Genomic DNA, 12,907 nt, shown 5'->3' with positions numbered 1-12,907 from the left:
CATTCTAAATGAATTCCTTACGGAAAACCGTAAACTGAAAAATAAATTAATCTACATCATAATAATAATGGCAATACACATTATTAAAATAATGAGTTTCAATTTCTGGAGCTTTCATTAATGCTACAAATTCGTCTAGGGTTACGCCAAAATACTGGTGAATTACTTGAAGTTTAAATTCTATTTCAAGGGTTTTATGAACTTCGTCATAGCCTACAGAGATGATGTTGCGGTCGTTTACGGTATATCGATTCATTGGATCTTACAGTTTTTTTTCAAATGTAAATCCAATAAAAAAATGTTTTTTACGGAAAACCGTAAAACGAGAAAATAATTTAAAAAAAAATTGAAAAAGGAATGAACCTAGGAAAGTAAAAAAAACTAAACTTCTGTATTAACTTAGGTGTTTTTGGAAATTACCCCCTTAAACTTTTAACCTTAAACCTTATACTCCACAATCACACCAATCCTAAATCTTTAGCAATAGCAATGAGATGTACATTATTATTGGCTTTGAAGAATATTTTGAGCTTGCTGATTCGTTTCTCGAGACTGCTACCACCATTGGGAATTATTCCTGAGTTTTTGAAATCTAATCCGATTTCATCTACGGTTAATCCTTTAGACAATGACTTTAGCAGTAAAATATCATAGGTTTCAATTTCGATAAGAGATTTGTCTCTTAAGGCGTGAGATAATTCAGGCGAAATGATTTTAGAGTTATTGTTAAAAACGCTTTGAATGGCTTTGATGAGTTCTGGAATACTGTTTCTTCCTTTGGCTACATAAGCATTAATTCCTAAATCATTAAAAAGGGATTTGATTCTAAAGGATTTGTCTTCGATAGAAAAAACAACGGTTTTGATGGTAGGTTGAAGTTTTTTTACGGCTGCAATTAATTCGTCACCAGAATTCAATTGTGTCTCTCGATGATCGGTTTTGAAGGACAAATCACTAATGAGTAAATCATAGGGACGTTTGTCTTTGATTGCTTTTTTTACTTTCAAAAGGGCATCATCACAATATTTGGCGTGGTGTATTTCTGTAATGCCAAGGTCTTCGATGGCTTGAACAACAGCAATACTGATGGAGTCTAAATCTTCGGCAACTAACACTTTTTGAAACATAAAAAAACGGATTATATTGGAATTGAAAAACTGACTTTGAATCCTTTATTGGATTTAGTGTCAAAAGTAATCGTTCCGTTTTGAGCTAGAATACGGTTTTCCACATTTTGGAGTCCATTTTTGAAATTTATTTCGTTTAGCGACGCTCCAAGCCCGTTATCACTGTAATTGATGTGTAAAAAATTTTCTTCTTTTTTGAAAGAAATGGCAACTAAACTGCATTTGCTATGCTTTTTCATATTCACTAATAGCTCTTGTAGCACTCTATAAATTGTTATTTTTTTAGTGTTTTCTAATAAAGTCCAATTAAAGTCATCCAATCCGTTTATTAATATATTGATTTCCGAAGTATTAAAACGAGCCATCATTTCTTTGAGATTGGGTACAAAGTTTTCGCCTGTTTCGATAGCACTATTTTCTTTAGAAATATTTCGAGTTCGGGTATAAATAGTATCGAGATTGTTCAATAAGGTTTCTTTGTTTTGAGCAGATGCCAAATCTTGTGTTTCGGCAAAAGCTATAGTTTGAAAGACATCGTTAGCCAGCTCGTCGTGGAGTTTTTTGGCAATTCGAGTTTCGGTCTCGTAGGAGGTTTGGATTTTTTCTTTTTTGTTAATCGCTTTTAAAAAATAATATAAAAATATTGTTGACAAAATACCTATTGCGATAAGAAAACGCAAAAGTAGATTTTTGTTTTTTTGTATTTCTAATTCAAGTAAATTTTCGGATTTCTGATTTTTTAATAACAAATTTTCTTCCTTTTCTTTCTTGGAATCATATTTTATTTTGGCAAACTGGTTTCTGGCATTTTGTCTTACTCTGTTGATGCTGTCATTGAGATGTATGTATTTTTCTGAATAGAATTTCGATTGATTTCCAGAGCTGGATTGGATTAATAATGCTAAAGCTTCCAAACGGTCATCAATATTATTCACTTTTGTAGCTTTTTCGAATGCCAATCGAGCATAGACATTCGCTAATTTGGGGTTGGTTGGTTTGTAATATTGGGCGAGGTGAAGGTAGCTTGCCGCCATTCCCCAGTCATCTTTTAATTTTTCTTTTATTTTCAATGACTGATTTAAATAATCAATTCCTTTGGGATTCCCCACTTTAAAGTAAGAAAAACCTAAATTATCCAGTGCTTTTGAATAGGGAGCAGGATCATTTATAACTTCTTTTTTTAATGTCAATGGAAGCAGAATTTGTATGGCCTGATTGTAATCGTGCTTAGCCATATAAACCACAGCAATATTGTGCTGGATTTTTAATTTTCGGGTTTTATCAATTTTTAAATTCAATCCCTTTTTATAATAATAAAGGGAGTTATCGTAATCGAAAAGTTTCAAATAGACTACTCCAAGTAAATTATAAATAGAACTCTCGTAGGAAGGATCCATGGTTTCGTTTACAAAAGGGAGAGCTTCAATAGCTGTTGTTTCACTACCTGAATAATCTCCTTGATTTTGTTGAATTTCTGACATTCTTGCCAAAGAATAGATAATTCGGGTATTGTCAGTCTTTACATCACAGAGCGATTTGGCTTTGTTGTGATAATAGTAAGCACTGTCATAATTCACTTTTTCAAGATATTGGTCGCCAAGGTCAATAAGACGATCAATTTCTGCTAAATTTTTCTCTTTTTTGGGATTGATTATTGGTTTCTTGTCGCAAGATTGCAGAAGAAGAAATAGGGTTGCTAAAACCAAAATCGGGGAATGTAACTTTTTGTGAATCATCCCCCGAAATTACAGAAATTTATTAAATAATAAATCTATTTAGAAAATTTATTATTACGGTTTAATTGGTGGAGTTGGGTTGATAGGATCTCCTGGGTCGTCTGCTACGACTCTCGCTTTGTTGTTACTTGTGGTTGGTAACGTGTCATCTGTACAGGAATACATTACAATGCTAGCGATAATATACATCGATACTAAAAATATTCTTTTCATTTTTTTGGAATTAAAAATTAGACATAAGTTGGGCTGTCCGATTTTGAAATCGAATTCTTGCCAGAGCAAAAGACATTAATTTGCCTTGCTCATTTTTGTGCTTTTTGGGAAGTAAGTGTGCTGAAACAGAATAGTATAATTCATACTTCCCGGATGAACCTGCTAAACTGTTTAGCAACACTTTTTTTGAACTAGTTTTGTACATTTGTCTTAATTGCAGGTTAAGACAGGAACTAATTCAGAAGCAAAGAAATGCCAGCTTTGTCGAATAATTTTAATGGAATTCCGATGATTCCTATAATTCCGAATGATTCCGATGATTTCTAAATAATTAATAAAAAAATGAAGTATGAATGCTCTAGATACGTATAAAAAAGGAGTGAAAAATAAATATGAAGAGGAGAAATCTAAAGAGTATTCGGACTATCTTTTGAATCCTTCGCCAGCTAAATTAAAAAGATTGTGTGCTCTGATATTTGAACATACCACAGTACATTTGGATTTGGCAATTTTTAAAAAGTTTTTTAATTTTAATGAAAGCGAAGATAAAATTAGGCAGATAATGTGCTTTGACACAGATAAATTCAGACCGTTTCAGAATTTTTTATTAAAAAACACAGACATCAGTCAGACAGAAAGTTTAGATCTAATTGCAGTTTTAGTAGGTTTCGAGCCTAGACCTTATCGTAAGTTTCGAAATACTGATGATTTTGAAGGTATCAATGGTAGAAAAATTGAATTAACAACTCATGAAAATACAGAACCCATTTTGGACGAACCTAAATATGAATCAGATTTTGGAATTGTAAAAAAGTGGTCTTTAAAGAAAAAACTACTGATTGGAACCTTGAGTTTGTTAATTCTTGCTTCTTTAGGTTTTAGCTTAAAAAGCATTTTTTTTCCAACTAAAAATGGGATTGTATGGACAAAAGATCATTTTGTAGCTGTTGATTTAGCTGATTTAGAAAATATTGATAATGCACAACCAATGAATCAATCACTTCTGGATGATTTTAAGAAAATAGCAGTTTGCGATACAACCACTTTTTTCAAAAATGGAGATAAAAACCAACCTTTAATTTGGTATGGGAAAGATCCTTCGACGGGAGAATATGAGTATTTTAATCAACCAGGACTACATCCCGTGTCAGGGAGAACTTTAAAGAAAATTACGCCCTATATTATTGACAAGTACATCCGTACTAGTAAATGAAAGAATCTTGAGTTGAATTTTTTTTGAATTGTAAAAAAAAAGTACCTCAAAAGTTTCTAAAACCTTGAGGTACTTTTTTTAGCTCACCAATACTTATTTGTTATTTTCAATCACATAATTCAAAACCTTAGTCATCAAATGCACTCTGTCTTTGCCAATAACATTGTGCTCGTGCATTGGATAAGCAAAGAAATCTACTTGTTTTTCGGCTTCAATAAATTTTTTCAGTAATACAAAATTGTTTTGCATAACCACAGTATCATCACTAGTTCCGTGAATTAGAAGTAATTTTCCTTTCAGGTTTTTTACATAATTCAAAGTACTTGCTTCGTCAAAACCTTTTTGGTTTTCGGCGGGGGTGTCCATATACCGTTCGCCATACATCACTTCATAATAGTTCCAATCGGTTACTGGTCCACCAGCGATTCCTACTTTAAAAACATCTGGTTTTCGAAGCATGATAGAAGTAGTTATGAATCCACCAAAACTCCAACCGTGAATAGCCAAACGGTTTTCATCTACATAAGGCAAGGATTTCAAATAATCAACACCTTTTATTTGGTCTTCGATTTCATTTACACCCAATCTTCCGTGAATCACACTTTCGAATGCAAAACCTCGATTATCTGAACCTCGATTATCAACCGTAAATACTAAATAGCCTTGCTCTGCCATCCAATACATCCAAAGATTGGCACCATCTAAATAGGAATTAGTTATCAATTGAGCATGTGGACCACCGTAAACATAAACAAGTACTGGGTATTTTTTTGTCGGATCAAAATTGCTGGGTTTGATTAATCTAGTATATAAATCAGTAGTTCCATCGGCCGATTTTATGGTTTTGATTTCGGCAGTTCCCATTTGGAAATCGGCATATTTGTTGCTGCTTTCTAAAAGTGTTTTGGCGCTACCGTTTTTGCTATACAGCAACGATTTTGATGGGGTTGAATGATTGGAATATTCATCAAAAAAATAACTTCCATCAAAATTTGGAATGCAATTATGAACGCCTTGGTCTTTGGTAATTAAAGTTTGCTTGCCATTCAAATCTACTTTGTAGGCCAACATATTGGTAGGGTTTTCGCCAGTTGCTTTAAAGTAAATTTCATTTCCAGCAGTATTGCTTCCAATTATTTCTCTCACAGGAAATTTGTTTTGAGTCAATTGTTTGATTAATCTCCCTTCAATCGAATAATAATACAAGTTGTTGAAACCGCTTTTTTCGCTTATCCAAACAAAATTATTGTTGGCATTGCTCGGAAAAAAAGCAGGATGTTCTGGCTCGACCCAATTGTCATTTTTTTCATTAAGAATAGTTCGAACAAAATTTCCCGTTTGGGCATCATAAACGTTTAATGACATATCATTTTGCGCTCGATTGAGTTCAGCAATCAAAACATATTTTTCGTCTGGCGACCAAGAAAGATTGGTTAGATAATCATCAAGGTTTCCTTTTGGTGAAATAAAAACTGTTTTCTTACTAGCGAGATTGTAAATTCCTACTCTTGGTTTTTCGCTCTTTTGACCAATCATTGGATATTTGATATTGACTAATTTTCCTGGAGTTTCGTTAATGTCTAATATAGGATAATCAGCAACTTCAGTTTGGTCTTTTTGGTAAAAAGCTAAAAAGTTAGATTTTGGCGACCAAAAAATTCCGTCTCTTATTCCAAATTCACTTCTAGCAAAAAATTGACCAGAAACAATAGCCTCGTTGGTTTCATTGGTGACTTGAACTATTTCTTTATTGACGTTGTAGTAATAAAGATTGTTGTTTTCTGTAAAGGCAAGATTTCTCTTTTTTATATCATAAGTTAGATTTTGGCAACTGCTTTTCGGTTCTTGCATCAACGTCCCTTTTTTTGAAGTCGTTAAATAGGCGTATTGTTTTCCGCTTTCAGAAACGAGTAGGGCATTTGAATCAATCCATTGTATGCCAAAAAAGTTTTTCAATTTTGTTCCTAAGGCGGAATTAATATCAGCTAAAGTTACCGTTTCAATAGTTTTTGAATCTGTGGCAGAGGCAGCAACCATTTTGGTGTAATTATCTGTATAATAGGTATAATTAGTGGTGTTCGGAATCCACTGAAATCCAATTAATTTATCGGCTCTGAAGAGTCTGTTTTGTTCTAAAACCCCTTGTTCTAGAGTCAGTTTTTTGGTTTGAGAAAAGGTAGCAATTGTTATAAAGCAACTTAGAGCCAGAATAGAAAAATTCTTCATATATGTAGGTTTTTTGATAGGGAATAAAAGTACAAAAATGATTTTACCAAATAATTGTATCAGTCTAAAATTAAAAAATTTTGTTACAGAAGATACCTTTTTTCAATATTAATTCAGGGAAAATTCAAACCAAATAGGAATATGGTCTGAAATCACTCTCGCTTCCTTTAGAGAATTGAAATTTTTGTAAAAAGGAAGAACTCCTGAATTGAGTCTAGCAATTTTCGAAGAATTATAAAACATATTGTCAAATTCCGAAGCGAGACAAGTATCATATTCACATTTTTGTTTCAAAGACGTTTTCTGATTGACAAGAATAGATTGATATCCCATCTTTTTCAAAGGATTAAAAACCGTGTGTGATTGCGGACAGTTGAAATCGCCCACAAAGATCAAATTCAGATTAGGGTATTCCTCGGGTAGGAATTTGAAATATTTTATCTCCGTTTCGGGTTGCATCTTCTTGGTTATAGCGTGAAAATTGGCCACTGTGAATTGCTTGTTTTCATATTCAAAAGTGCAGAAATACGGTTCTCTGTCTATTTCTAAATGGTATTTTTTTTCGAGCCAGGCTCTTCCTATTTTCTTGATTTTGCTGGTTTTCCAGAGAAAAGCATACCGCTCCGTTTTGTATGCACTACTACTCGTTGGTTCGCTGATGGTGTAATCCCATTTTGCTCCTTTCCGGTTCAGTTCATCCGCAAGTTTGGCTACAGTTTGCGCTCCACCATCGCCCGCCACGACTTCCTGAATGGCAACAATATCATATTCTCTCAAAGTATTGGCAATAAAAGTGATTTCAGTGTTTGATTTCGAGCTACCAAAGTTTTCTAGATTCCATGAAAGGAGTTTGGGTTGGGAGAATAGGGAAGTGGTGAATAGGAAAAGGAATAGGATTATTTGTTTCATTTACTATTTTTTGATGTTTTTGCGAATGGCTAAAGATAGTAATAAACCAACTCCAAATATTACATCGACAACATTCCGGAGGTTTCTGCCTAAGGCAATTTTTAAAAAAGGTTGAAATAAAATGGCTAAAGTAATGTATAGGAATACTTCGTTTTTGTTTTTTGTACTGTTAAGAGAAAATGCTAAATATGCGAAACCTAGCATTACAGTATATCTTACAAATTGGTAATATCCATATGGCGTTTAAATAGACATATTTATAAGTCTACATAATACTTCATAGTCTTTTAATTTAAAAATTATTTATCCTCCAAACCTACACCCATTAAAAATCAATTCTTTACGGGAAACCTCATTTTGAGTATTTTTTTTTTCATCTTTATCATGCAAAATGTTCCGAAGGATGAATTATTTTATATGAAACAGCGCTATTTACCAGCAAATTTTTGAAATCCGTATTGGATTAAATATTCATTGTAGTTATTAACTGTTTTTTTTGCTATCGTCATTCAATTGATTTTGGATAAAAGGAATAGCCTTATCAGAAATAGATTCATTGACGGCATCCGGCAAAAACGGACTCTTGCTAAATGTTGTTTTGCAGCCCAACGAATCTGGATTTATTGTTACATCTAACGAAGCTTTATCCACTCTTCCAACAAAGTTGAATGGAATCGACGAACAAATTACTGCTATCGAAGGAGAATGGAAAGTCTTTTTTGATCCAAAATGGGGAGGACCTGGTGAAGTTGTTTTTACTAACTTAACGGACTGGACCAAGAATGTGGATGACCGAATAAATTACTATTCTGGAACATCGGTATATCGAAAGTCAATTAAATTGGATCAACCCATTTCGGGTACGCAGGTATTACTTCGATTCCCACAATTAGGTTCTATTGCGCGCGTGTTGATTAATGGAAAGGAAGTTTCGACCGTTTGGTGTAGTCCATGGGAAGCAGATATAACGCTTTACATACAAAAAGGGCAAAGAATACCTTCAATTCATGACCTTACAGGAAATTTATTGCTGGAAACAAAGAAGAATTGATAGAGGATGTTGCTATAAAAGAGTTTGTAAAAAAAGAGGAAAGGGTAAAAAAAGAGGATAAAAAGGAGGAGATTGTTTTTCAAGAATTGAATAAGAAGAGTGTTTCAAAGAAAATAGCTTTTGCGGTGATTCCTTTGTTTGTTTTTGGTGCTGCGGGTTTTGGCATCAAAGACATTTTTTTTCGAGACAAGAATTGTATGGTTTGGGTCAAAAACCATTATGAAGCAGCTGAATGTGATGCAATAAAAGATACGGCCGAAGTTTGTCCGTTCAATCAAGGGATATTGGACAATTTCAAAAAAATATCGGTTTGTGATACGACTACTTTTTTCAAAAATGGAGATACTGACAATCCTCTTGTTTGGTATGGAAAATCTCCAGATAAAAAAGAATATCAGTATTTCAATCAACCAGGCTTGCATCCCGAAACGGGTAAAACATTGAAACCAATATCGAAATATATTATTGGAAAATACATTTTAAAAAAGAACGAATAGCAATTAGAAATAGTAAAGTCTAGTTGTTTTTTTGTCACATCGAGCGCAGTCGAGATGCTCTAATGGTTATCGACTGAATTCGAATTGACAATAAGACCAATTTATAAATGGTATAGAATCTATTTTCATGAGTCCTACAAAAACAAAAAACCCAATCTTTCGACTGGGTTTTTCTATAAGTAAGTAATCTTAAATTGAGTTGATAAAACGTTTATTTTACTTTATTAAGTATGGCTTTGAAAGCTACTGGATGATTCATCGCTAAATCGGCAAGAACTTTACGGTTCAATTCGATGTTATTAGCTTTGCATTTTCCAATGAATTGCGAATAAGACATTCCTTCCAATCTGGCTCCAGCGTTGATACGTTGAATCCACAAAGCGCGGAAGTTTCTTTTGTTCGCTTTTCTGTCACGGTAAGCATAGCACATTGCTTTCTCAACCGCGTTTTTCGCAACTGTCCAAACGTTTTTACGACGACCAAAGAAACCTTTGGCTTGCTTCATTATCTTTTTTCTTCTTGCTCTCTTAGCAACTGAATTTACTGATCTTGGCATAATTTTTCTGTTTTTTTGTAGTAGGCGTCCCGAATTTAATCAAGGGAACTTAAGGCCATACTCCAAGGTTATTTTAAATTGTTTTAACCTAAAGAATTTTTTTGGTTTTTGGTTTTGGGTCTGAGGTTTTGGGTTTACCCTGCACCTTAGACCTAACACCTTGTACCTATTATATAATTCTTAATTGTTGTTTGATGCTTTTCTCATCTGTTTTGTGAACTAGCGCTGAATGTGTCAAAGCTAATTTACGTTTTTTAGATTTCTTGGTCAAGATGTGACTTTTGAAAGCATGTTTTCTCTTGATCTTTCCAGAACCAGTAACTTTAAAACGTTTTTTGGCGCTAGATTTGGTTTTCATTTTAGGCATTTTTTCCTAGTGTTTTTAATTTATTCTTACTTACTTGTCTTTGCGAGCTTGCGAAGCAATCTCATTATATTTTCTGCAATCTGCGTTCTGCAAACTGCTTACTTCTTTTTCTTCGGAGCGATGAACATAATCATTCTCTTTCCTTCGAGAACAGGCATTGCTTCTACTTTTCCAAATTCTTCCAAATCCGTGGCTAATCTCAATAGCAAGATTTGACCTTGATCTTTATAGATGATAGAACGTCCTTTAAAGAAAACGAACGCTTTCAATTTAGAACCTTCTTTCAGGAATTTTTCGGCATTCTTTCTTTTAAACTCATAATCGTGTTCATCCGTTTGAGGACCAAAACGAATTTCTTTCACTACAATTTGAGTAGATTTTGCTTTAAGCTCTTTCTCGCGTTTCTTTTGCATGTAAACAAACTTTTTATAGTCCATTATTTTGCAAACAGGCGGTTCAGCGTTTGGCGAAATCTCAACTAAATCCAGTTCAAATTCGTCGGCCAATCTTAATGCCTCGGAAAGTTTAAAAACTCCAGGCTCGATATTTTCACCTACCAGCCTTACTTCTTGTACGCCACGAATATGATTGTTTATCCTGTGGGCATCCTTTTTTTCTACTCGAGGTTGATAACCTCTGTTACTTCTTATTGCTATGACTTTATAATTTAAGTTAAACTGTAAATACTTTTAGTGTTTTGCTTATTTCTTCGTTTACAATTGCAGCAAATTCTTCAATTGTGACGGTAATGTTTCCTTTTCCTTCCTGCCCATGACGACGGATGGATATTGTGCCGTTTTTCTCTTCTTCCTCGCCTACAATCAGCATAAACGGGGTTTTCTGCATTTCTGCATCCCTGATTTTCTTTCCGATAGTCTCGTTTCGGTTGTCAATAAGGGCGCGAATTTCGTGATTTTCTAGCAGACTTAAAACTTTTTTTGCATAATTTTCATATTTCTCGCTCAAAGACAATATTATAGCCTGTTCTGGCATCAACCAAAGCGGGAATTTTCCTGCCGTGTGTTCGATCAAAATAGCTATAAAACGTTCCATCGATCCAAATGGTGCTCTGTGAATCATTACTGGTGTATGCAATTGATCATCAGAGCCTTTGTATGTCAATTCGAAACGCTCCGGCAAGTTGTAATCCACCTGAATTGTTCCTAATTGCCAGCTTCTTCCTAAAGCATCTTTTACCATAAAATCCAACTTCGGACCATAGAAGGCCGCTTCGCCATATTCTACAACAGTTTTCAATCCTTTATCGGCAGCAGCATTAATAATGGCGTTTTCTGCTTTTTCCCAATTTTCATCGCTACCAATATACTTGTCTCTATTTTCTTGGTCACGCAACGAAATTTGTGCTGTGAAGTTCTCGAATCCCAACGAACCAAAAACATACAAAACCAAATCAATCACATTTTTGAACTCTTGATCCAATTGGTCAGGCGTACAAAAAATATGAGCGTCATCTTGAGTAAAACCACGAACACGAGTTAAACCGTGCAATTCGCCTGATTGCTCATAGCGATAAACCGTTCCAAATTCAGCATAACGTTTTGGTAAATCTTTGTATGACCAAGGTCTTGTGTTGAAGATTTCACAGTGATGAGGACAGTTCATAGGTTTCAATAAAAACTCTTCGCCTTCGGCAGGAGTGTTTATCGGCTGAAAACTATCCGCTCCATATTTGGCATAATGCCCAGAAGTTACGTATAATTCTTTTTGTCCAATGTGAGGCGTCACTACTTGTTCGTAACCCGCTTTCTTTTGTGCTTTTTTCAAAAATTGCTCTAATCTATCGCGCAATGCAGCTCCTTTTGGCAACCACAACGGTAAACCTTGACCAACTTTAGATGAAAAAGCAAATAATTCCAGTTCTTTTCCTAATTTCCTATGGTCTCTGCGTTTGGCTTCCTCTAATAATTCTAGGTATTCTGTTAAGTCTTTCTGTTTAGGAAACGAAACCCCATAAACACGAGTTAGTTGCTTGTTCTTTTCATCACCACGCCAATATGCGCCAGCAACACTCATAATTTTCATCGCCTTGATGATTCCGGTATTTGGAATATGACCACCGCGACACAAATCAGTAAAAGTAGAGTGATCGCAAAAAGTAATCGTTCCGTCTTCCAGATTCGAAATCAATTCTGTTTTATAAACGTTGTCTTTGTAAGCTTCCAATGCTTCTGCTTTAGTTACGGGACGCAATTTGAATTCGTGTTTCTCTCTCGAAATTTCAAGAACACGATCTTCAATCTTTTTGAAATCAGCATCCGTGATTTTATGGTTTTCAAAATCTACATCATAGTAGAACCCGTTCGAGATAGCCGGTCCAAGGGTTAATTTAATCCCAGGATACATTTCTTCCAGAACTTGAGCCATCACGTGCGAAGTCGAATGCCAAAAAGCTTTTTTACCACCTTCGTCATTCCAGGTATATAATATAAGACTGCCGTCCGTAGTCAAAGGGGTTGTGGTTTCAACAATTGTACCATTGAAAGAAGCCGAAATCACGTTTCTGGCAAATCCTTCACTAATGCTTTTGGCAACCTCCATCGGCGTTACGCCTGAATCAAATTCTCTAACTGACCCGTCGGGCAAAGTAATCTTAATCATTGTTTTTAATTTTGTGAATGCAAATATAGCGCATTACTAAAATACATACAATATATATGTAGAAGTTTATACATTAATATATGGTATGGTGTTTTCAGGAGCTTTTTCCTGCTGTCCGCTATATCTCTTGTGCTGAACCCCGGCACAAGAGGATGCCGCTACCATCAGGGCTAGGGATTGAGTAGTAGAAAGCAGTTCTCTCTATATAATAGTAATGATTATCAGAAGCTCATTTCATTACATCAATACAGGCGAAGCGTCTTTGTGTGTTCTATAGCGTCTTTTCTTAGTGAGCTTTGTTTCTTCTTAGTGTTCTTGGTGTTTAAAAACGCCAATTTTCGCTTTAATGAATCCATTCTCTCTTTGTTTCAAACGAAGAGTTATCCACTAAAA

The 12,907-nt window shown here is 34.6% G+C and carries 12 protein-coding genes and 1 pseudogene; 3 read left to right on the top strand and 10 right to left on the bottom strand.

The annotated features are described in order from the left end of the window. Window positions 1-46: 46 nt before the first annotated feature. The 3 genes from C3L50_RS00065 to C3L50_RS00055 form a co-directional block, all read right to left on the bottom strand. Complete coding sequence (locus C3L50_RS00065) at window positions 47-256, bottom strand: KTSC domain-containing protein (protein ID WP_103803830.1); 210 nt, start codon at window positions 254-256, stop codon at window positions 47-49. Window positions 257-458: 202 nt separating this feature from the next. Further along, window positions 459-1,127, bottom strand: coding sequence for a DNA-binding transcriptional response regulator (locus C3L50_RS00060; RefSeq protein ID WP_103803828.1), 669 nt, complete (start codon window positions 1,125-1,127; stop codon window positions 459-461). A gap of 11 nt (window positions 1,128-1,138) precedes the next feature. Beyond that, window positions 1,139-2,863, bottom strand: coding sequence for a tetratricopeptide repeat-containing sensor histidine kinase (locus C3L50_RS00055; RefSeq protein ID WP_103803826.1), 1,725 nt, complete (start codon window positions 2,861-2,863; stop codon window positions 1,139-1,141). 562 nt (window positions 2,864-3,425) lie between these two features. On the opposite strand from C3L50_RS00055, the gene C3L50_RS00050 reads away from it, so the two are divergent. Next, window positions 3,426-4,289, top strand: coding sequence for a hypothetical protein (locus C3L50_RS00050; protein WP_103803824.1), 864 nt, complete (start codon window positions 3,426-3,428; stop codon window positions 4,287-4,289). A 93-nt stretch (window positions 4,290-4,382) separates the two neighbouring features. On the opposite strand, the gene C3L50_RS00045 is transcribed toward C3L50_RS00050, so the two are convergent. From C3L50_RS00045 to C3L50_RS16575, 3 genes and pseudogenes are all read right to left on the bottom strand, one after another. Continuing rightward, the gene (locus C3L50_RS00045; protein ID WP_103803822.1) at window positions 4,383-6,515 is read right to left on the bottom strand and encodes a S9 family peptidase; all 2,133 of its coding nucleotides are present in this window, start codon (window positions 6,513-6,515) and stop codon (window positions 4,383-4,385) included. 108 nt (window positions 6,516-6,623) lie between these two features. Further along, window positions 6,624-7,424, bottom strand: a complete 801-nt coding sequence (locus tag C3L50_RS00040; protein ID WP_103803820.1) for an endonuclease/exonuclease/phosphatase family protein — start codon at window positions 7,422-7,424, stop codon at window positions 6,624-6,626. Between the two features lie 3 nt (window positions 7,425-7,427). Then, a pseudogene (locus C3L50_RS16575) lies at window positions 7,428-7,652 on the bottom strand (DUF6804 family protein); the annotation flags it as partial. 328 nt (window positions 7,653-7,980) lie between these two features. On the opposite strand from C3L50_RS16575, the gene C3L50_RS00030 reads away from it, so the two are divergent. Continuing rightward, window positions 7,981-8,475, top strand: a complete 495-nt coding sequence (locus tag C3L50_RS00030) for a glycosylhydrolase-like jelly roll fold domain-containing protein (protein WP_165783942.1) — start codon at window positions 7,981-7,983, stop codon at window positions 8,473-8,475. Then, window positions 8,472-8,972: a hypothetical protein gene (locus C3L50_RS00025; protein WP_103803814.1), complete on the top strand. Its 501-nt coding sequence runs from the start codon at window positions 8,472-8,474 to the stop codon at window positions 8,970-8,972. The genes C3L50_RS00030 and C3L50_RS00025 overlap by 4 nt, the downstream gene beginning before the upstream one ends. Window positions 8,973-9,183: 211 nt before the next feature. On the opposite strand, the gene rplT is transcribed toward C3L50_RS00025, so the two are convergent. The 4 genes from rplT to thrS all read right to left on the bottom strand — a co-directional run bounded on the left by rplT (window position 9,184) and on the right by thrS (window position 12,514). After that, the gene (rplT, locus tag C3L50_RS00020) at window positions 9,184-9,528 is read right to left on the bottom strand and encodes a 50S ribosomal protein L20 (protein ID WP_103803812.1); all 345 of its coding nucleotides are present in this window, start codon (window positions 9,526-9,528) and stop codon (window positions 9,184-9,186) included. Between the two features lie 169 nt (window positions 9,529-9,697). Further along, window positions 9,698-9,895: a 50S ribosomal protein L35 gene (gene rpmI / locus C3L50_RS00015; protein ID WP_011921545.1), complete on the bottom strand. Its 198-nt coding sequence runs from the start codon at window positions 9,893-9,895 to the stop codon at window positions 9,698-9,700. A 98-nt stretch (window positions 9,896-9,993) separates the two neighbouring features. Continuing rightward, window positions 9,994-10,551, bottom strand: a complete 558-nt coding sequence (gene infC, locus C3L50_RS00010; protein ID WP_394338020.1) for a translation initiation factor IF-3 — start codon at window positions 10,549-10,551, stop codon at window positions 9,994-9,996. 16 nt (window positions 10,552-10,567) lie between these two features. Next, a complete protein-coding gene (gene thrS, locus C3L50_RS00005) occupies window positions 10,568-12,514 on the bottom strand; it encodes a threonine--tRNA ligase (protein ID WP_103803810.1) in 1,947 nt (648 codons plus the stop codon). Window positions 12,515-12,907 lie beyond the last annotated feature (393 nt).

The sequence above is a fragment of the Flavobacterium alvei genome, from assembly GCF_002920895.1.
Classification (GTDB): Bacteria; Bacteroidota; Bacteroidia; order Flavobacteriales; family Flavobacteriaceae; genus Flavobacterium; species Flavobacterium alvei.
Note: the sequence above shows the minus strand (reverse complement) of the source record. Positions and strands in the feature narration are given on the sequence as shown.

Bases quoted from the DNA above. Each gene is read 5' to 3' on its own strand.
- rplT (WP_103803812.1), bottom strand. From the start codon at position 9,528: ATGCCAAGATCAGTAAATTCAGTTGCTAAGAGAGCAAGAAGAAAAAAG.
- C3L50_RS00050 (WP_103803824.1), top strand. From the start codon at position 3,426: ATGAATGCTCTAGATACGTATAAAAAAGGAGTGAAAAATAAATATGAA.
- C3L50_RS00055 (WP_103803826.1), bottom strand. From the start codon at position 2,863: ATGATTCACAAAAAGTTACATTCCCCGATTTTGGTTTTAGCAACCCTA.
- C3L50_RS00060 (WP_103803828.1), bottom strand. From the start codon at position 1,127: ATGTTTCAAAAAGTGTTAGTTGCCGAAGATTTAGACTCCATCAGTATT.
- C3L50_RS00040 (WP_103803820.1), bottom strand. From the start codon at position 7,424: ATGAAACAAATAATCCTATTCCTTTTCCTATTCACCACTTCCCTATTC.
- C3L50_RS00045 (WP_103803822.1), bottom strand. From the start codon at position 6,515: ATGAAGAATTTTTCTATTCTGGCTCTAAGTTGCTTTATAACAATTGCT.
- rpmI (WP_011921545.1), bottom strand. From the start codon at position 9,895: ATGCCTAAAATGAAAACCAAATCTAGCGCCAAAAAACGTTTTAAAGTT.
- thrS (WP_103803810.1), bottom strand. From the start codon at position 12,514: ATGATTAAGATTACTTTGCCCGACGGGTCAGTTAGAGAATTTGATTCA.
- C3L50_RS00065 (WP_103803830.1), bottom strand. From the start codon at position 256: ATGAATCGATATACCGTAAACGACCGCAACATCATCTCTGTAGGCTAT.